This is a genomic window from Thermomonas haemolytica (assembly GCF_004346265.1).
GTDB classification, from domain to species: Bacteria; Pseudomonadota; Gammaproteobacteria; order Xanthomonadales; family Xanthomonadaceae; genus Thermomonas; species Thermomonas haemolytica.
The window spans coordinates 28,694-48,274 of record NZ_SMAP01000007.1; the positions used below are offsets into that span (position 1 = coordinate 28,694).

General features: G+C 71.2%; 17 protein-coding genes and 3 tRNA genes. All 20 read right to left on the bottom strand.

The features are described from left to right. Positions 1 to 125: 125 nt before the first annotated feature. Positions 126 to 2,012 carry a sulfate adenylyltransferase subunit CysN gene (gene cysN, locus EDC34_RS09070; protein ID WP_114960542.1) on the bottom strand — a complete coding sequence of 629 codons (1,887 nt, stop codon included), beginning with the start codon at positions 2,010 to 2,012 and terminating at the stop codon, positions 126 to 128. Next, positions 2,012 to 2,992, bottom strand: a complete 981-nt coding sequence (cysD, locus tag EDC34_RS09075) for a sulfate adenylyltransferase subunit CysD (RefSeq protein WP_114960541.1) — start codon at positions 2,990 to 2,992, stop codon at positions 2,012 to 2,014. Before cysD ends, cysN begins: the two co-directional genes overlap by 1 nt. Beyond that, positions 2,958 to 4,598: an FMN-binding glutamate synthase family protein gene (locus EDC34_RS09080; RefSeq protein ID WP_162797704.1), complete on the bottom strand. Its 1,641-nt coding sequence runs from the start codon at positions 4,596 to 4,598 to the stop codon at positions 2,958 to 2,960. Before EDC34_RS09080 ends, cysD begins: the two co-directional genes overlap by 35 nt. Positions 4,599 to 4,616: 18 nt before the next feature. Continuing rightward, a tRNA-Leu gene (locus EDC34_RS09085) sits at positions 4,617 to 4,703 on the bottom strand. A gap of 192 nt (positions 4,704 to 4,895) precedes the next feature. Next, positions 4,896 to 4,969, bottom strand: a tRNA-Cys gene (locus EDC34_RS09090). Positions 4,970 to 5,118: 149 nt separating this feature from the next. Beyond that, positions 5,119 to 5,194: transfer RNA gene (locus EDC34_RS09095), tRNA-Gly, on the bottom strand. Positions 5,195 to 5,241: 47 nt separating this feature from the next. Then, positions 5,242 to 5,829, bottom strand: coding sequence for a CDP-diacylglycerol--glycerol-3-phosphate 3-phosphatidyltransferase (pgsA, locus tag EDC34_RS09100; RefSeq protein WP_114960539.1), 588 nt, complete (start codon positions 5,827 to 5,829; stop codon positions 5,242 to 5,244). 9 nt (positions 5,830 to 5,838) lie between these two features. Next, the gene (gene uvrC / locus EDC34_RS09105) at positions 5,839 to 7,704 is read right to left on the bottom strand and encodes an excinuclease ABC subunit UvrC (RefSeq protein ID WP_114960538.1); all 1,866 of its coding nucleotides are present in this window, start codon (positions 7,702 to 7,704) and stop codon (positions 5,839 to 5,841) included. A 4-nt stretch (positions 7,705 to 7,708) separates the two neighbouring features. After that, positions 7,709 to 8,176, bottom strand: coding sequence for a low molecular weight protein-tyrosine-phosphatase (locus EDC34_RS09110; protein ID WP_114960577.1), 468 nt, complete (start codon positions 8,174 to 8,176; stop codon positions 7,709 to 7,711). 4 nt (positions 8,177 to 8,180) lie between these two features. Continuing rightward, entirely contained in the window at positions 8,181 to 8,966 is a 786-nt protein-coding gene (gene kdsB, locus EDC34_RS09115; RefSeq protein ID WP_114960537.1) for a 3-deoxy-manno-octulosonate cytidylyltransferase, read from the bottom strand. Positions 8,967 to 9,044: 78 nt separating this feature from the next. Then, positions 9,045 to 10,046, bottom strand: coding sequence for a tetraacyldisaccharide 4'-kinase (gene lpxK / locus EDC34_RS09120; protein WP_114960536.1), 1,002 nt, complete (start codon positions 10,044 to 10,046; stop codon positions 9,045 to 9,047). An 11-nt stretch (positions 10,047 to 10,057) separates the two neighbouring features. Further along, complete coding sequence (gene msbA, locus EDC34_RS09125) at positions 10,058 to 11,809, bottom strand: lipid A export permease/ATP-binding protein MsbA (protein ID WP_240311106.1); 1,752 nt, start codon at positions 11,807 to 11,809, stop codon at positions 10,058 to 10,060. After that, on the bottom strand, positions 11,806 to 12,246 hold the full coding sequence (locus EDC34_RS09130) for an ExbD/TolR family protein (RefSeq protein WP_114960535.1): 441 nt from the start codon (positions 12,244 to 12,246) through the stop codon (positions 11,806 to 11,808). Before EDC34_RS09130 ends, msbA begins: the two co-directional genes overlap by 4 nt. A 6-nt stretch (positions 12,247 to 12,252) precedes the next feature. Then, the gene (locus EDC34_RS09135; RefSeq protein ID WP_114960534.1) at positions 12,253 to 12,888 is read right to left on the bottom strand and encodes a MotA/TolQ/ExbB proton channel family protein; all 636 of its coding nucleotides are present in this window, start codon (positions 12,886 to 12,888) and stop codon (positions 12,253 to 12,255) included. Between the two features lie 3 nt (positions 12,889 to 12,891). Next, on the bottom strand, positions 12,892 to 15,345 hold the full coding sequence (locus EDC34_RS09140; RefSeq protein WP_240311105.1) for a DNA internalization-related competence protein ComEC/Rec2: 2,454 nt from the start codon (positions 15,343 to 15,345) through the stop codon (positions 12,892 to 12,894). Positions 15,346 to 15,440: 95 nt separating this feature from the next. Next, on the bottom strand, positions 15,441 to 16,157 hold the full coding sequence (lolD, locus tag EDC34_RS09145; protein ID WP_114960532.1) for a lipoprotein-releasing ABC transporter ATP-binding protein LolD: 717 nt from the start codon (positions 16,155 to 16,157) through the stop codon (positions 15,441 to 15,443). Further along, entirely contained in the window at positions 16,150 to 17,394 is a 1,245-nt protein-coding gene (locus EDC34_RS09150) for a lipoprotein-releasing ABC transporter permease subunit (protein ID WP_114960531.1), read from the bottom strand. The genes lolD and EDC34_RS09150 overlap by 8 nt, the downstream gene beginning before the upstream one ends. A gap of 24 nt (positions 17,395 to 17,418) precedes the next feature. Next, a complete protein-coding gene (locus EDC34_RS09155; RefSeq protein ID WP_114960530.1) occupies positions 17,419 to 17,760 on the bottom strand; it encodes a hypothetical protein in 342 nt (113 codons plus the stop codon). Positions 17,761 to 17,815: 55 nt separating this feature from the next. Further along, positions 17,816 to 18,082, bottom strand: a complete 267-nt coding sequence (locus EDC34_RS09160; protein ID WP_114960575.1) for an FAD assembly factor SdhE — start codon at positions 18,080 to 18,082, stop codon at positions 17,816 to 17,818. A 35-nt stretch (positions 18,083 to 18,117) separates the two neighbouring features. Further along, positions 18,118 to 19,437, bottom strand: a complete 1,320-nt coding sequence (locus EDC34_RS09165) for an MFS transporter (RefSeq protein WP_114960529.1) — start codon at positions 19,435 to 19,437, stop codon at positions 18,118 to 18,120. Positions 19,438 to 19,581: the final 144 nt, after the last annotated feature.

A 19,581-nucleotide genomic window follows, 5' to 3' on the forward strand; every position in this document is an offset into this window, starting at 1 on the left:
TACTGGCGCGGCATGAATCCACCCCCCAGTCCGGAACCCCGATCGTCTCCGACGGCCGCATGCAGTTGGCAACCAGCGGCTGGACCCGCGAATACGGCCTGCGCCTGCGGCTGGCGCGGTAAGCGCTAGTCCTCCAGCCCCAGCGCCGCGACCACCTGGTCGGCCAGCGCCACCGGGTCGGCACCGTGGGTGTGCAGGTGCAGTTCCGGGTGTTCCGGCGGTTCGTAGGGCGAATCGATGCCGGTGAAGTTGCGCAGTTCGCCGCGCCGTGCCTTCGCGTACAGGCCCTTCACGTCGCGCCGCTCGGCTTCTTCCAGCGGCGTGTCCACGAAGACCTCCAGGAACTCGCCGGGCGCGAACAGCCGGCGCGCCATCTCGCGTTCGGCGCGGAACGGGCTGATGAAGCTGACCAGCACGATCAGCCCGGCGTCGGTCATCAGCCTGGCCACCTCGGCCACCCGGCGGATGTTCTCCACCCGGTCCTCCGGGGTGAAACCGAGGTCCTTGTTCAGGCCGTGGCGGACGTTGTCGCCATCCAGCACGTAAGCGTGCCGCCCCATTGCCAGCAGCTTGCGGTCCACCAGGTTGGCGATGGTGGACTTGCCGGCACCGGACAGGCCGGTGAACCACACGCAGCGCGGTGGCTGGTGCTTGATCCGCGCGCGCGCGGCCTTGTCCACGTCCAGGTGCTGCCAGTGGATGTTGGCGGCGCGGCGCAGGGCGAAATCGAGGGTGCCGGCGGCCACCGTGGCATTGCTGTGGCGGTCGATCAGGATGAAGCCGCCGAGGGTGCGGTCCTCGGCATACGGCGCGAACACCACCGGCTGGTCGAGGTGCAGGTTGCACACCGCGACCTCGTTCAGTTCCAGGTGCTTGGCCGCCAGCGCGTCCTGGGTGTTCACGTCGATCTTGTGCTTGATCTCGGTGACCGAGGCGCCGACCGTGCGCGTGCCCAGCTTCAGCAGGTAGGGCCGCCCCGGCAGCAGCGGCGCATCGCCCATCCACAGCAGGTGCGCCGCGAACTGGTCGGCCACCTCGGCCGGCGCGGCGGCGGTGGCGATCACGTCGCCGCGGCTGGCATCCACTTCATCCGCCAGCGTCAGCGTCACCGACTGCCCGGCCACCGCCTGCGCGAGGTCGCCGCCGGCGGTGACGATCCGCGCCACCCGCGAGCGCCGCCCGGACGGCAGCACCGCCACTTCGTCGCCCGGCGCCACCCGCCCGCAGGCCACGGTGCCGGCGAAGCCGCGGAAGTCCTGGTCGGGCCGGCACACCCACTGCACCGGCATCCGGAACGGCGCATCGCCGCGCTCGCGCGCGATCGGCACCGTTTCCAGCAGTTCCAGCAGCGCCGGGCCGTCGTACCACGGCATCGCCGGCGAGCGCGCGGTCATGTTGTCGCCGCGCAGGGCCGACAGCGGCACGGCGTCCACCCGCGCGATGCCCAGCTGCGCGGCCAGCGCGCGGTAGGCTTCCTCGATCCGCGCGAACACCGCCGGGTCGTAGCCCACCAGATCCATCTTGTTGACCGCCAGCACCACGTGGCGGATGCCCAGCAGCGACACGATGTAGCTGTGCCGGCGGGTCTGGGTGAGCAGGCCCTTGCGCGCATCCACCAGCACCACCGCGAGGTCGGCGGTGGAGGCGCCGGTGGCCATGTTGCGGGTGTACTGCTCGTGCCCCGGGCAATCCGCGACGATGAACTTGCGGCGCTCGGTGTCGAAGAAGCGGTAGGCCACGTCGATGGTGATGCCCTGCTCGCGCTCGGCGGCCAGCCCGTCCACCAGCAGGGCGAAGTCGATCGCGCCGTTCTGGGTGCCGTGGCGGCGGCTGTCGGCCTCCAGCGCGTGCAGCTGGTCGTCCAGCAGGCGGCGGGTGTCGTGCAGCAGGCGGCCGATCAGGGTGCTCTTGCCGTCGTCCACGCTGCCGCAGGTGATGAAGCGCAGCAGCTGCTTGTGCTCGTGCTGGCGCAGGTAGTCGGCCACCTGCGCCTCGGCGTCCTGCATGTGCATCAGAAGTAGCCCTCCTGCTTCTTCTTCTCCATCGAATCGGCCGGGTCGTGGTCGATTACCCGGCCCTGGCGCTCGGAGGTGCGCGCGGCCAGCACCTCGGCCACCACCTGCGCGGTGGTCTCGGCCTCGGACTCCACCCCGCCGGTCAGCGGGTAGCAGCCCAGCGTGCGGAAGCGCACCTTCTTCTGCTGCGGCACCTCGCCCTCGCGCAGCGGCATGCGCGCGTCGTCCACCATGATCAGCACGCCGTCGCGCTCCACCACCGGGCGCACCTTCGCGAAGTACAGCGGCGGCAGCTCGATGCCCTCGCGCAGGATGTAGAGCCACACGTCCAGCTCGGTCCAGTTCGAGATCGGGAACGCGCGCACCGACTCGCCCTTGTGGATGCGGGTGTTGTACAGGCTCCACAACTCCGGGCGCTGGTTCTTCGGCTCCCAGCGGTGCTGCGCGGTGCGGAAGCTGAAGATGCGCTCCTTGGCGCGCGATTTCTCCTCGTCGCGGCGGGCGCCGCCGATCGCGCAGTCGTAGCCGCCCTGCTCCAGCGCCTCGCGCAGCGCACGCGTGCGCATGACCTCGGTATAGACGCTGGCCCCGTGCGTGAACGGGTTGATGCCCTGGCGCACGCCCTCCTCGTTCACGTGCACGCGGAGCTCCACCCCGCAGCGCGCCGGTACCTGGTCGCGGAAGGCGTAGGTCTCGCGGAACTCGAAGGTGCTGTCGATGTGCAGCAGCGGGATCGGCGGGCGCGCCGGGAAGAACGCCTTGCGCATCAGGTGCAGCAGCACCGTGCTGTCCTTGCCGATCGAATACAGCAGCACCGGGTTGCGGAACTCGGCGGCGACCTCGCGCAGGATGTGGATGCTTTCGGCCTCGAGCCGGTCGAGGTGGGAAAGAGGGGTGTCCAAGGCCAGTGAACCAGGATGGGTCGGCAGGCCGGCAAGCGTATCAGGTCGACTTGCTGGCCCGCAGGCGCAGGACATGGCCTGGCGGCATGAAGGCATCGCTGCGCGCTTGCTGCCAGAAATCGCGGAACACGGCATGCCCCGGCACCCGCCCGCCCAGCAGCTCGCCCGGCTCCAGATAGCGGTACAGCGCCGCCAGCGAACGCACTTCGGTCGGCGAGACCCGGCGCAGGATGTGCTCGGGGCCGAGCTGGTCGGGATGCGACAGCCCGGCCGCACCCAGCAGATCGCGCAGGGCCGAGACGGTGTTGCGGTGGAACTCGTACACCCGGGCCGCCTTGTCCGGCACGTCCAGGCGCTTCCAGCGTCCCGGATCCTGGGTGGCCACGCCGGTCGGGCAGCGATTGGTGTGGCAGCGCAGCGACTGGATGCAGCCGAGCGCGAACATGAAGCCGCGCGCAGCGTTGCACCAGTCGGCGCCCAGCGCCAGGGTGCGCGCGATGTCGAAGGCGCTGACGATCTTGCCGGCAGCGCCGATGCGGATGCGCTGGCGCAGGTCCAGCCCGACCAGGGTGTTGTGCACCAGCATCAGGCCCTCGTGCATCGGCACCCCGACATGGTCGATGAACTCGGCCGGCGCCGCGCCGGTGCCACCCTCGGCGCCATCCACCACGATGAAATCCGGCAGCAGCTCGGGCTGGGACTCGGCCTGTTCGGCCATCGCCTTGGCGATCCCGAACCACTCCCACGGGTGCCCGATCGCGAGCTTGAAGCCGGCCGGCTTGCCGCCGGAGAGCTCGCGCAGGCGGGCGACGAACTGCAGCAGCTCCAGCGGGGTGGAGAACGCCGAATGCCCTGCTGGCGAGACGCAGTCGCGGCCCATCGGCACCCCGCGGGTGGCGGCGATCTCGGCGGTCAGCTTGGCCGCCGGCAGCACCCCGCCGTGGCCGGGCTTGGCGCCCTGCGACAGCTTCACCTCGACCATCTTCACCTGCGGATCGCGCGCCTGCGCGGCGAAGCGTTCCTCGCTGAAGCGGCCGTCCTCATCGCGGCAGCCGAAATAGCCGGAGCCGATTTCCCACACCAGGTCGCCGCCCCCCTCGCGGTGGTAGGGCGAGATCGAGCCCTCGCCGGTGTCGTGGTAGAAGCCGCCGCGCCTGGCGCCCGCGTTGAGCGCACGGATCGCGGCGGGCGAGAGCGCGCCGAAGCTCATCGCCGAGATGTTGAACACGCTGGCCGAATACGGCTGCGCGCAGCCGGCGCCGATCAGGATGCGGAAGTCGGGATCGGCCACTTCCACCGGCGCCAGCGAGTGGTTGATCCACTCGTAGTCGATGCCGTACACGTCCTGCAGGCTGCCGAACGGACGCACGTCGCTGACGTGCTTGGCGCGCTGGTAGATCAGCGCCCGCTGCTCCCGCGAGAACGGCGCTTGCTCGGTATCGGACTGGATGAAGTACTGGCGCATCTCCGGGCCGATGGTCTCCAGCCCGTAGCGCAGGTGCGCCAGCACCGGGTAATTGCGCCGCAACGTGCTCTTGCGCTGCAACAGGTCGGCCGTGCCCAGCGCCGCCAGCGCGCCGAACACCGCCACGCCCCACCACGCATGCGGATGCGATGCAGAGAGCAGCAGGAAAACCAGCGCCAGCAGCAGGCTGGCGATGTACACGGCATAGCGGGCCACGGCAGCTCCCTGCGAAGGTGGTGCCCGGAGTCGGGATCGAACCGACATGGCCTTGCGGCCGAGGGATTTTAAGTCCCTTGCGTTTACCAGTTTCGCCATCCGGGCTGTGCGGGAAGCTTACCGCGAAGGTGGTGATGGCCGGGATGCACGGCGCGACCGCGGCAGGCCGCCGGCGATCGGTCCACATCGCCCCACGCCGGCGCAGGCGCGGCATGCCAACGGCACGGCGACCCGCCGCGGCCGCATGCGCCCGACTTCGTCGAACAAAAAAAGCCCCGCTTCCGCGGGGCGTTCGATTGGAGGCCGAGGTCGGAATTGAACCGGCGTACGCGGATTTGCAGTCCGCTGCATAACCACTCTGCCACCCGGCCGGATGACGTGTTCCGTGCCCCGCGATTCTTCCACATCGCGCGCGTTTGCGCGACTGCGGAGGCTTCGCCCCGGCACGCCGGAGCAGGCTCCGGAAAAAACGAAGCCCCGCGGACGGGGCTTCTCGAACATTAGCTGTTCTTGCAGAATTTGGAGCGGGAAACGAGACTCGAACTCGCGACCCCGACCTTGGCAAGGTCGTGCTCTACCAACTGAGCTATTCCCGCGTTGAGCCCGCCATTCTACGGGCTTTTTTCAGGGCGTCAACAGGGTCTCACGGATTTTTTTCATCTCCGGTCCGCGGCTCGTCCGCCAGCAGGGTCGGCCAGGCCGCGCGCAGGTATTCGAAGCCCGACCACAGGGTCAGCATCGCCGCCGCCGCCAGCAGCCACTCGCCGATCAGGAACACCGGGATCCCCAGCACCGGCGCGCGGTACAGCAGGAACCCCAGCGCCACCATCTGCACGATGGTCTTGACCTTGCCCACCAGTGCCACCGCGACCTTGGCGCGCTGGCCCAGCTCGGCCATCCACTCGCGCAGGGCCGACACTGCGATCTCGCGGCCGATGATCACGCTGGCCCATAGCGCCATCCACACGGTGTGGTGGTGCTGCACGGTGATCACCAGCGCGGTGGAGACCATCAGTTTGTCCGCCACCGGATCAAGGAACGCGCCGAAGCGCGAGAACAGGCGGTAGCGGCGCGCGATCCAGCCGTCCAGCCAGTCGGTGACCGAGGCCGCGACGAACACCACGGTGGCGGCCAGGTTCGACCAGCGGTAGTCGAGGTAATACACCGCCACCAGCACCGGGATCAGGGCGATGCGGGCCAGGGTCAGCCAGGTCGGGACGGTCAGCGTCATCCGCGTATTCTACTGGTCGCCCTCGCCCGGCGCGGCCTGCGCCAGCCCGTGCAGGGCATCCCACAGGCGCTGGGCCAGCGCGCGGTTGACGCCTTCGACCTTGGCGATCTCGTCCACCGGCGCGGCCTTGAGCCCCTGCAGCCCGCCGAAATGCTTGAGCAGCGCAGCCCGCCGGCGCGGCCCGATCCCGGGAATGTCCTCCAGCCGGCTGCTGCTGCGCGCCTTCTGGCGCTTGCCGCGGTGGCCTGTGATGGCGAAGCGGTGCGCCTCGTCGCGCACCTGCTGCACCAGTTGCAGCGCCGGCGAGGCCGCCCCGGGTTGCACCTCGCGCCCATCCGGCAGCAGCAGGGTCTCGGCCCCCGGCTTGCGCTCCGGGCCCTTGGCCACGCCGACCAGCACGACCCCGGTGATGCCGGCATCGGTCAGCACCTCGCGCGCCTGCGCCACCTGCCCCGCGCCGCCGTCGATCAGCAGCACGTCCGGCAACACGGCGTCGGGCGTGCCCTCGACGGCGGGCCGGAAGCGCCGCTGCAGCGCCTGGTGCATGGCCGCGTAGTCATCGCCCGGCGCGATCCCGGCGATGTTGTAGCGCCGGTACTGCTTGCGCACCGGGCCCTGTGCGTCGAACACCACGCACGAGGCCACCGTGGCCTCGCCCAGGGTGTGGCTGATGTCGAAGCATTCGATCCGCGCCGGCGGCTCGGGCAGGCCCAGCAGCTCGCGCAGGGCCTCCACCCGCGCCTGCTGCGCGCCGCTGCTGGCCAGCTCGGTGGCCAGCGCCAGCTGGGCATTGCGGCGCACCAGCGCGAGGTGGGCGGCGCGCTCGCCGCGCACGCTGGTGCGCAGGGCGACTTTGCGCCCGGCGTGTTCCGACAGCGCCTGCTCGATCAGCGCGCGCTCCGGGATGTCGCCGTCCAGCACGATCTCCGCCGGCGGCGGCTGCTCGGCGTAGTACTGCGAGACGAACGCCGCCAGCACCTCGCCCGCGCTGTCCTCGCCGTTGGTCTTCGGGAAAAACGCCCGCGTGCCGAGGTTGCGCCCGCCGCGGAACGCCAGCAGCAGCACGCAGGCCGCCCCGCCCTGCATCGCCACCCCCAGGACGTCGAGGTCGGCATCACGCCCATCCATGGTGTGCCGCGCTTGCAGCTTGCGGATGGTCGCGATCAGGTCACGCAGGCGCGCGGCCTGCTCGAACTCCAGCGCCGCGCTGGCCGCCTGCATCGCCGCCGCCAGCTCCTCGCCCAGCTGCTGGCCCTTGCCCTCCAGGAACAGGCCGGCGCGGTGCACCGCATCCGCGTACTCGGCCGCCTCCACCCGCCCCACGCAGGGCGCGCTGCAGCGGCCGATCTGGTACTGCAGGCAGGGCCGGCTGCGGTTGTGGAACACGCTGTCCTCGCAGCTGCGCAGGCGGAACAGCTTGTGCATCAAATCCAGCGTCTCGCGCACCGAGGCGGCGCTCGGGTATGGGCCGAAGTAGCGCCCCGGGACCGCGCGCGGGCCGCGATGGAAGGCCAGCCGCGGCCACTCCTCGCGGGTCAGCAGCACGAACGGGTAGCTCTTGTCGTCGCGCAGCATCACGTTGTAACGCGGCTGCAGCGACTTGATCAGCTGGTTTTCCAGCAGCAGCGCATCGGCTTCGCTGTGGGTGACGGTGGTCTCGATGCGCGCCACCTGGGCCAGCATCGCCATGATCCGCGCCGGCTTGGGCGCGGCGTTGAAATAGCTGCCGACGCGATTGCGCAGCGCGCGCGCCTTGCCGACGTACAGCAGCCCTCCGGCGGCATCGAACATGCGGTACACGCCCGGCGCCAGCGGCAGCGCCGCGGCGAACGCGCGACCATCGAACTCCGGGACGGGCGGCGCGCGCCGGGCCATCGGCTCAGAGCCGCCCCTGGCGCACCCGTTCGAGGATCCCCTGCGCGGCGGCATCCACCAGCCGGAAGGCATGCTCGAAGTCGCGCGCGGTGCCGTAGTACGGGTCGGGTACGTCCTTCTTGCCCAGCCCGGCCCACTCCAGCAGCAGCTCCACCTGCGCGTGCGAGGTGCGTGGCTTGCGGATGCGGGCCTCGTGCAGGATGGTGCGGTCGGCGCACAGCACGAGGTCGAAGGCATCGAAGTCCTCGGCCGCCAGGCGCCGCGCGCGCAAGCCGGAAATATCGATCCCGTGCCCGGCCGCACAGGCGATCGCGCGCGGGTCCGGGGCCTGGCCCAGGTGCGAATCGCCGGTGCCGGCCGAATCCACCCGCACCCGCTCACTCAACCCGGCCGCGTCCAGGCGCGCGCGCAGCACGCCCTCGGCGGTCGGCGAGCGGCAGATATTGCCCAAGCACACCATCAGGATGCCGATCGGTCTAACCATGCGTGTTCCCTGCGTATTGCTCCGTGTAGATGCGTTCGGCGCGCACGAGATCCTCCGGCGTATCCACGCCCGGCGGGAACGGCGACGGCGCCAGTGCCACCGCGATCCGCCAGCCGGCTTCCAGCGCGCGCAGCTGTTCCAGCGCCTCCACCTGCTCCAGCCGCCCCGGCGGCAACGCCGCGAACGCGCGCAGCGCCGCCACCCGGTAGCCGTAGATGCCGATGTGGCGCAGCCATTCCCCTTCCGGCATCGCGCTGCGGTCACGCGCGAACGCATCGCGCGGCCACGGCACCGGCGCGCGGCTGAAGTACAGCGCATCGCCGCTGGCGGCGCGCACCACCTTCACCGCGTTCGGATCGAGCAGGGTTTCGACCTCCGTGATCGGCGTCGCCAGGGTGGCGATGCCGGCGCCGCTGGTGGCCACCGTGCGCGCCACGCAGGCGATGCCATCGGCCGGCGCGAAGGGCTCGTCGCCCTGCAGGTTGACCACGATCGTATCGTCGGCCCAGCCGGCAATGCGCGCGCATTCGGCCAGGCGATCGGTGCCAGATGCATGCGCGGGCGAGGTCATCGCCACCTGCACGCCGCTGCCCTCCAGCGCCCCGACGATGCGGTCGTCGTCGGTAGCCACCCACACTGCACGTGCGCCGGCGGCCAGCGCGCGCCGGGCCACGTGCAGCACCATCGGGAGGCCGCCGATCGTGCGCAGGGGCTTGCCCGGCAGGCGCGAGGCGGCAAAGCGCGCGGGAATCGCGACGATGAACTCGGGCGTGTGCATGCAGGACGTCTGCGGGGGATGGATGCGGAAATTATGGCCGTTCGCCATCCGGAAGGTGAACCGCGGCCGCGGCGGCGCTCAGCCTGCGCGCGCCGGCAGCCGCGCCAGCAATGCCTGCCAGAACCCTGGCGGCAGCTGCGCGCGCACCGGCACCGCGTACCAGTCCGGGCGCGCGAAGGCGGTGCACTTCACCGCGTCCTTCTCGGTCATCAGCACCGGCAACGGGCTGCCGAACGTGAAGTCCTCCGGCGCATAGGCGTGATGGTCGGGGAAGGCATGCGGCACCACCGCGACCCCGGCCGCGCGCAACATGGCGAAGAAGCGTTCCGGCTCGGCGATCCCGGCCACCGCGTGCACCCGCTGCCCCGCCAGGGCAGCCAGCGGCAGGCACCGCCCCCCGGCCAGCGGACGCAGCTCGCCCGGCAACAACCACATCGGCCACTCGTTGCTCCCCGTCGCGTCTGCTTCCTCGCCCGCCGACACGCCGAGGTTGAGCACCCGCAGGTCGCAATCGGCGGCGCGCTCCAGCGGCTCGCGCAGCGGCCCGGCCGGCAGCAGGCGGCCGTTGCCATAGCGCCGGCGCGCGTCCTGTACCTCGATCTCGACGTCGCGCGCCAGCCGGTAATGCTGCAGGCCGTCGTCGCAGATGACGATGTCGCAGCCGGCCGCGGCCAGCGCGCGCGCAGCGGCCAGGCGGTCGCGGTCCACCCGTACCGGCACGCCGGTGGCCTGCGCGATCAGCAGCGGCTCGTCACCGCAGAGCGCAGCCGGCATGCCCGCCTCCACCCAGCGCGGGGTGCCCGGCGCATGCCGGCCGTGGCCGCGGCTGGCGACCCCGGGCGTCCAACCCGCCGCGCGCAGGTGCTCCACCAGCGCCAGCACAAGGGGGGTCTTGCCGCTGCCGCCGGCGACCAGGTTGCCGACCACTACCACCGGCACCCCCGGATGCCGGCGACGCAGCCAGCCGCGGCGGTAGCCGAGGCGGCGCAGTGCCACCATCGCGGCATACAGCGGGGCCAGCAGGCGCGCCCAGGCCGGTGGCGGGCTGCCGTCGAACCACCAGGCGGGCGTGCGCGGCATGCGCCGCGGGTTCAAGCGCCGGCCTCCCGGAACTGCATGGCGTGCAGATGCGCGTACACGCCGCCGCGCGCCAGCAGCTCGGCATGGGTGCCCTGCTCCACCAGCCGACCCTCGTCCAGCACCAGGATCTGGTCGGCGTGCTCCACGGTAGAGAGCCGGTGCGCGATCACCAGGGTGGTGCGGTCCGGAATCAGGTGCGCCAGCGCCTCCTGCACCAGGCGCTCGGAGGCGTTGTCGAGGGCCGCGGTGGCTTCATCCAGGATCAGGATGGGCGCATCCTTGAGCATCGCGCGGGCGATCGCCAGGCGCTGGCGCTGCCCTCCCGAGAGCTTGCCGCCTTTGACCCCGATGTGGGTATCCGCGCCGTGGGGCATGTGCGCCACGAACTCCATCGCATTGGCCCCGGAAAGCGCCCGCTGCACGTCCTCCGACGTAGTCTGCTGCAACTCGCCGTAAGCCACGTTCTCGACCACGCTACCGTCGAACAGCATGACCTGCTGGCCGACCATCGCCAGCTGCCGGCGCAGGTCGACCAGGCGATACTCGGAGATGGGATGCCCATCCAGCAGGATCTGCCCGCCATCGGGGTCGTAGAAGCGCGGGATCAGCTTGACCAGACTGGACTTGCCGCTGCCGGAGCGACCGACGATCGCGGTCACCGTGCCCGGGCGCGCGATGAAGCTGATGCGCTCCAGCGCCGGCTGCGTCTGGCCTGGGTAACGCAGGCTGACATCACGGAACTCGATCAGGCCCTGCGCGCGCTGCAGCGGGCGGGTGCCGGTATCCACTTCGTCCTCGGCGTCCAGCACGTGGAACAGGCGCTCGGCCGAGGCCACCCCGCGCTGCAACATGCCCTGCACATTGGTCAGCTGCTTGAGCGCGGGAATGATCGCCAGCATGGAGATCATCAGCTGCACGAACCCGCCTGCGGTCAGGCGCCCGGCCAGTGCCTCGCGTCCCGCGAAATACAGCAGCAACGCCAACCCCACGGCGCCCGTGAGCTGCACCAGGGCCGAGGAGATACTGCGGGTGGCCTCCACCTTCAGGCTCAGGCGGAGATTGTCGTTCGCCAGTTTCGTGTAGCGCGCCATCTCCATTTCGCGCGCGCCGTACACCTTCACTTCCTGCTGGTTGGACAGCGCCTGGTCGGCGGCCAGCATCATCTGCGCCGAGGTCTCCTGCACCTTGTGCCCGTAGCGGCGGTAGCGGCGGCCCACCTTGTCCATCATCCATGCGATCAGCGGCCCCAGCAGCAGCACCGCCAGCGTCACCCGCCAGCTGGCATACAGCATCACCGCCAGCATCGCCACCACCTGCAACGACTGCTGCAGCATGACCTTGCCGGCATCCACCACTGCCTGCGCCACCTGGTCGCTGTCGGAGCCCAGCCGCACCAGCATCGACGGCACCGGCTCGCCGTCGAAGCGCAGCCCCGGCAGGCGCAGGTACTTGTCCATCGCGCGCACGCGCATGTCGCGCGCCACCCCGCGCGCGGCCTTGGCCATGTACAGGTCGGTCAGGTAGCCGGCCATGCCGCGCACCGCGAAGATGCCGACGATGGCCAGCGGCAGCAGGAGGCCGAACTCGCGGTTGCGGGCGACGAAGGTCTCGTCGACCATCGGCTTGGTGAGCACGCCGAATGCGCCCGCCGCCGCACCCTCCACCACCAGCCCCAGCAGCGCCAGCAGCAGCACCCCACGGTAGGGGCCGACCAGCCCCAGCAAGCGCCGGTAGATCGCCCAGGCGGAAGGCGGGAGGCTCACGGAGTCCCCCCCCGCGCGCCATCGATTTCCGGGGCGGTGGCGTTGGCCACCGTGCGGAAGCCGAGCTGTCCCAGCGCCTCGTAGGCGGTCACCACCGCCTGCCAGGGCGTGCGCGCGTCGGCGCGGATCAGCACCACCCGATCGCGATCCTCGCCGGCGACCTCGCGCAGCGCCTGCTTGAGCGATTCCACGTCGGTGCGCAGCAGCTCGCGGTCGCCCACGAAATAGCGGCCCTGGGCATTGATCAGGATGCCCAGTGGCTGCACGCGCGCATCCGCCGGCTGGCCGTCGGCGCGCGGCAGCTGCAGCTTGAGCACCGAGCGCGCATCGAAGGTGGTGGTCACCACGAAGAAGATCAGTAGGCACAGCACCACGTCGATCAACGGCACCAGGTTGATCTCGGGGATGTCGTCGCTGCGGTGGTCGGCGATCCGCATCCGCGCTCAGCCCTTCTTCCGGCCCGCGGCGGCGCCGGACGCGGCGTCCAGCACGTCCGACAGCTGCATCGCCTCGTGCTCCATGTCCACGATATAGCTGGCGATGCGGCCGCGGAAATAGCGGTGGAAGGCCAGCGCCGGGATCGCCACCACCATGCCGGTGGCGGTGCATACCAGCGCCTTGCCGATGCCGCCGGCCAGCTGGTTGGCATCGCCGATGCCATGGTCGAGGATGCCGAGGAACATCTGGATCATGCCGACGACGGTGCCGAACAGGCCCAGCAACGGTCCGGCGGCGGCGATCGTGCCGAGCGCGTTCAGGTAGCGCTCCATCCGGTGCACCAGATGGCGACCCACGTCCTCGACCCGTTCGCGCATGACCTCGCGCCCGCGCCCGCGCACGTCCAGCTCGGCCGCCAGCAGCGCGCCCAGCGGCGAGGTCGCGCGCAGCGACTCCACGTGCGCCGGCTCCAGCGGCTTGCCGCGGCCCACCCATTCCCGCACTTCCTCGCCCAGCCCGGGCGGCAACACGCGCTCGCGGCGCAGGCTCCAGAAGCGCTCGATGATGATGGCCAGCGCGGCCACGGCCAGCAGCAGCAGCGGGATCATCGGCCAGCCACCGGCCTTGATCAGTTCCAGCACGAATCACACCTCCGGCCGCCATGGCCGCGAAAACTCCGGCGCGTAGCATAGCCCAGCCACCTGGCCGCGCCTGCGCACCGCATCCCACGGCCGCGCTTGCGCGCTGCGCTGCTCGCGCAGCTGCAGGCCGGACGCCGCCAGCCAGACCCGGAGCGCGCCGGAGCGCGCGCTGTCCAGCACCTCGGCGCCCGCCCCGCACCAGCGCTGCACCACCTGCGCGCGCGGATGGCCGAAGCGGTTGTCGGCCCCGGAGGACACCAGCGCCAGGCGCGCACCGGTGGCCGCCACGAACTCCGGCGCGGACGAGCCGGCACTGCCGTGGTGCGCCACCAGCACCACGTCGCTGCGCAGCGCGGCGGGCTGTTCGGCCAGCAGCTTGCGCTCCACGTACTGCCCCACATCGCCCAGCAGCAATGCGCTCCCATGCGAGGTTTCGACCCGCAGCACGCAGGCCGCCTCATTGCCCAGATAAGGAAAATCTGGCCCCGGATGCAGTACGCGGAAGCGCACGCCGTCCCATTGCCATTGCTGGCCCGCCAGGCAGGGCGCATCGCCGCGCGCCGGGCTGCCCTCGGGCGCCAGCACCCGCGACAACGGAAACGCCGCCGCCACTGCCTCGCGCCCGCCGGCATGGTCGTTGTCGCCGTGGCTGATGATGGCCAGGTCGAGATGGCGCACACCCAGCGCATGCAGGGCCGGCACCACCGCGCGCTCGCCGGCATCGAATCCATCCGGCAGCGCCGGCCCCATGTCGTACAGCAGGGCATGCCCGGCCGTGCGCACCAGCACCGACAGGCCCTGACCGACGTCGATGACCACCAGTTCCGCCTCGCCTGCGGCCGGCAGCTCGCGCGGCGGGAGCAGCAGCGGCAGCCACAGCAGCAGCCCCAGCCAGCGCCCGGGCAGCCCGCGCGGCAGCAGCAGCCACAGCGCCCCGAGCAGGGCCAGCGGCACCCCATACCAGCGTGACTGCGGCAGCCAGGCCAGCGCCAGCGGGCTGTCCGCGATCGCCGCCAGCAGCGGCCAAGGCAGGTCGAAGCAGGCCGCCGCAGTCTGCCAGCACCACGCCCCCCAGCCCGCGTGCAGGGTCTCGGCCAGGACGCCCAAAAGACTGAGCGGCACCACCACCAGGCTCCACCACGGCACCGCCACCAGATTGGCCAGCGGCCCGGCCAGCGATGCCTGGCCGAACAGCGCCACGCACAGCGGCAACAGCCCCAGGCTGGCCACCCCCTGCGCGGCGAGGAAGCCGCCCAGCAGGCCGCGCCAGCCGCGGCCATCGCCCTCCGGCAGGCACCACAGCAGCCAGGCCACCCCGGCGAAGCTGAGCCAGAAACCGGCCCCGAGCACTGCCAGCGGGTCCAGCACCAGCAGCACCCAGACGCCCAGCGCCAGCGTATCGGCCATCCCCAGCCGCCGCCGCAGCCAGCGCGCCAGCACCAGCACCGCGATCATCACCGCAGTGCGCACGGTGGGCACCGCCATCCCAGTCAGCAGCGCATAGCCGAAGGCCCCGAGCACCGCCCCCGCCCCGGCCGCGAACGGCCGCGGCAGCCAGCGGCACAGCGGCGGCCACAGCCACCACAGCGCGCCCGCCAGCAGGGCGCAGAACCCCGCCACCAGGCCGACATGGAAGCCGGAAATTGCGATCAGATGGGTCAGCCCGGCCGCACGCAGGCGCGTCCAGTCGCGGGTGTCGAGCGCGCGGGTATCGCCCAGCGCCAACGCCTGCACGTAGCGCGCGGAAGACCCGGGCACCGCCGCGGCAATGCGGTCGCTCATGTCCTCGCGCCAGGCGTCGATCCCGGCCGGGGCTGTCACCTGCCGCGCCGTCGCTGGTTTCTGCAGGGTGCCGTTGGCGGCGATGCGCGCGCCCAGCGCGTACATCTCGGCATCGCTACCGCCGGGATTGCGCAGTCCGCGCGGGGCGCGCAGCCGCGCTTGCAGCACCCAACGGCTGCCGGCGCGCAGCTGCAGGCGCGGACGCGGATCGTCCTCGTACCAGGCCAGGCGCAGGCGCTGCCCACGCAGCGCCGGCGGCAGCGTGGCCGCATCGTCCAGCTGGAACAGGAACCGGGTCCGGCGCGGCTCGTGCACCGGCAGCTCCAGCACCTGCCCCTGCAGCCGCACCACCTGCCCCTGCAGCGACGGCGGCAGCTGCGCCGCCAGGACCACCGCAGCCTGCAGCCCCGCGTAAGCGAGGCCGAGCAGGAACCCGCCAATCAAGCGCGGGATGCCGCCCCGCAGGAACAGGCCCAGGCCCAGCACGCCGGCAACAGCCAGCAGTGGCCAGGGCGGTAGCGACGGCAGCGCCAGGGCGGCGCCAACCCCGGCCAGCAGCAGCGCCGCGCTGGCCGGCCCGAACGGCGCGACCGACATCGCCGCAATCGCCACCTTCAGGCGGCGCAGGGGCGTCGATACGGTAGAGGATGCCGGGGCCGCGATCGGGGTCACCATCGCGACAGTCTCGGCCGCGGCCCTCCGCGCGTCGCTCGGCGGATGGCGCGCGCTGGGGTCGGGGTTTTACCGGGGCGACCGGCGGGCGGCGGCGCTCACACCTCGGAATGCGTCAGCGGGCGCAGGCGACCCTCGTGCAGCTCCAGCACCCGGTCCAGCCGGCGCGCCAGCCCGCGGTCGTGGGTCACCAGCACCAGGCTGGTGCGCTGCACACGGTTGAGTTCCAGCATCTGTTCGAACACATGCGCCGCGGTGCGCTCGTCGAGGTTGCCAGTGGGTTCGTCGCCCAGCACGCAGGCCGGATGGTTGACCAGCGCGCGTGCCACCGCGGTGCGCTGGCGCTCGCCGCCCGACAGCTCGCCCGGCTTGTGCGCCAGCCGGTGGCCCAGCCCGACCGCCTCCAGCATCGCACCGGCACGCAGGCGGGCCTCCTCTACCGGCCGCCCAGCCAGCAGCACCGGCATCATCACGTTCTCCAGCGCGGTGAATTCCGGCAGCAGGTGGTGGAACTGGTAGACGAAACCCAACGCACGGTTGCGCAGGCGGCCGCGCGCGGCATCCGACAGCGCGCTCATCTTCTGTCCGGCCACGTACACCTCGCCGGCGGTGGGCACGTCCAGCCCGCCCAGCAGGTGCAGCAGGGTGCTCTTGCCGGCCCCGGACGCGCCGAGGATGGCGACCGTCTCGCCGGCGTGCACGGCGAACTCCAGCCCGTCGAACACCGGCGTGAAGAGCTTGCCCTCGGCGTAGGTCTTGCCGAGCCGCTCGGCGCGGATCACCGCCTCGCCCGGGATGGCCTGCTGCTCACTCATAGCGCAGCGCCTCCGCCGGGGCCGTGCGCGCCGCGCGCCAGGCCGGGTACAGGGTGGCGATGAAGGCCATCGCCAGCGCCACCAGCACGATCACCACCACGTCGTGGGCCTGCATGTCGGTGGGCAACCCGGTGATGTAGTACACGTCCTCGGGCAGCAGCTGCACCCCGAACAGCGATTCGATCCCCTGCAGGATGCGGTTGAGGTTGAGGGTGAGCAGGATGCCGCCGATCACGCCGGCCACGGTGCCGATGATCCCGATCAGGCTGCCCTGCACCATGAACACCCGCATCACCTGCCCCGGGGTCAGGCCGAGGGTGCGCAGGATGGCGATGTCGGCCTGCTTGTCGGTCACCAGCATCACCTGCGAGGACACCAGGTTGAATGCGCCCATCGCCACGATCAGCGACAGCAGGATGGCCATCACCGTCTTCTCCATCTTCAGCGCGCGGAACAGGTTGGCGTTGTCCTGGGTCCAGTCGCTGACCCGGTACGGCCCCTTCAGTTTGAGCGCCAGCGTGCGCGCCACGTCGAAGGCCTGGTCCATGTCGTGCAGCTTCAGGCGCACCCCGGTGACGCCACCGCCCATCCGCAGCACGCGCTGCAGGTCGGCCAGGTTGACCACCGCCAGGCCCTTGTCGAATTCGTTGTAGCCGGCCTCGAAGATGCCGCTGACCCGGAACCGCTTCATGGTCTGCACCCCGCCCACCGGGGTGCTGCGGAAATCGGCCAGGGTGACGATCACGTCGTCGCCCACCGACACCCCCAGCCACAGCGCCAGCTCCTTGCCCAGCACGATGTTGAAGCTGCCGGGCGTGAGCTGCGCCAGCGTGCCCTGCACCATCTTCGCCGGCAGCACCGACACCTTGCCTTCCTGCGCCGGATCCACCCCGCGCAGCATCGCCGGCTGGTTGTCGGCGCCGGAGATCAGCGCCTCCTTCTCGATGTAGGGCGCGGCCCCGGCCACCCGCGGGTCGGCCATCGCCACCTGCACCGCATGCCGCCACTCCTGCAGCGGCTGCCCGTAGCCGCTGACGGTGGCATGCGCCGCCATGCCCAGCATGCGGTCGCGGATTTCCTTCTGGAAGCCGCTCATCACCGCCAGGGTGGTGATCAGCGCGGTGACGCCCAGCGCGATGCCGAGGATCGAGGCCAGCGAGATGAACGAGATGAAGCCATTGCGGCGCTTGGCGCGCAGGTAGCGCAGGCCGATGGCGACAGGAAGGGGTCTGAACATCGCGGCTCTTCGTCGGGTATCCGGCTATCGTGCCATCGAAGGCGCGCCCGCGGCAGCCGCCGGGCGGCGCAGCGCCAGTTTCAGTTCACGTCGCTGCGCGGCATCCAGCTGGTCCGGCCAGAACAGCCGCCATGCGCGGCGACCATCCGCCTGCCGCCAGCCGATGAACGCCAGCGACCCGCGCAGGCGCAGCGACTGCAGCGGCCGGCCGTCGCAGCGCGCGATGCCGGCCGCGGGCGCGATCTCCACCACGCAGGCCGGCAACCGCCGGTAGCGGCGCAGCTGCACGCCTGCGCCCGCGGCCACCAGCAGCGCGCCGGGCCAGGCCAGCGCGGCGGGCAGGTCGCAGGCCAGCACGCAGAACACGCCTAAGCCCGCCAGACCGAGCAATGCGGCCTGGCCGAGACGCGATGGCCGCCATTCAAACCGGCAGCTGGCGGATGTGCTGGATGAGGGCGGCGAGGTCGGCATCCGGGGGCGTTTCATGGCCGAGGAACCAGCGCCAGAGTCTGTCGTCCTCGCTGTCCAGCAGCCGCAGGAACACCTCGCGCTCGTGGGTCGGACTTTGCCGCCACCGGCGCTCCAGCCAGCGCTCGAGCAGCTGGTCCAGCTCGCGCATGCCGCGCCGGCAGCGCCAGCGCAGCTTGCGCAGCTGGACTTCTTCGTCCGCGTTCGCGTTCGCCTGCATGGCGGGAACGGCGTGGCGCGCGTCCGGCATCGGGCTCAGGCCTGCGCCTCGGCGCGCTTGATGCGCTGGTGGACCAGCAGCGCCAGGAAGGTGCTGATCGCCCCGGAGAGCAGGTAGGCGCCGAGGAAAGCCAGGCCGAAGTTGGCGCACAGCCACAGCACCAGCAGCGGTGCGAACGCTGCGCCGATCAGCCAGGCGAAATCGGTGCTGAGCGCGGCGCCGGTGTAGCGGTAGCGCGGGCCGAAGTTGCGGGTCACCGCGCCGGACGACTGGCCATAGGACAGCCCCAGCAGCAGGAACCCGAGCAGGATGAACGCATCCTGCGCCAGCTCGCCGCCCCCGAGCAGGGTCGGCGCGAAGCCGCTGAACATCGCAATTGCCAGCGCCAGCCCGCCCAGGGTCGGAATTCGCCCGAAACGGTCGGCGATCATGCCGGAGGCCAGCACCCCGCCGATCGCCAGGAACCCGCCCAGCACCTGCACCCACAGCAGGCTGACGATCGACTGCTGGGCGAACAGCAGCACCCACGACAGCGGGAAGATGGTGACGATGTGGAACAGCGCGTAGCTGGCCAGCGGGGCGAAGGCGCCGATCACCACGTGGCGGCCCTTGACCTCGACCAGCTCGCGCAGCGGCACCGGCTCCAGCTCGCGCTGCCCCATCTCCTGCGCGTACTCAGGCGCCACCACCAGCCGCAACCGCGCAAACAGGGCCACCACGTTGATCGCAAAGGCAGCGTAGAACGGGTAGCGCCAGCCCCAGGCGTAAAAATCCGCAGGCGCCAGGCTGGCGATCAGATAAGCAAACAGCGCGGCCGCCACGATGAAGCCGACCGGCGCACCAAGCTGGCCGAGCATGGCGTACCAGCCGCGCTTGTGCTTCGGGGCGTTCATGGCCAGCAGCGACGGCAGGCCGTCCCAGGAGCCGCCCATCGCCATGCCCTGCAGCATCCGCAGCAGCGCCAGCAGCACGATGGCGGTGCCGCCGAGGTTGGCGTAGCCCGGCAGGAAGGCGATCCCGGCGGTGGCCACGCCCAGCATGAACAGCGCCACCGTGAGCTTGGTGCCGCGGCTCCAGCGGCGCTGCACCTGCATCGACAGCGCGGTGCCCAGCGGGCGCACCACGAACGCCAGCGCGAAGATGGCGAACGAGTACAGCGCGCCGGTCAGCGGGTCGGCGAACGGGAAGAACACCTTCGGGAACACCAGCGCCGAGGCGATGCCGTACACGAAGAAGTCGAAGTTCTCGGAGGCACGGCCGATCACCACCCCGACCGCGATCTCGCCCGGGGCCACTTCGTGGCTGGCCTGGCGCCCGTGGTCGTGGTCGGTGGCAGCGGGGAATTGGGCGGACATGGGGGATATCCTGGCGAAAGGCGCGCCGCGGGCGCGGGATGGGGCTATCAAAGCATAGGCGCGGCCGTTTGTCCTTGCGATAGGACAAAACGTCCAATCGCGCCCACCCCGCCGAGGGGAGTAAATTGTGCGCCGACTCCCCCA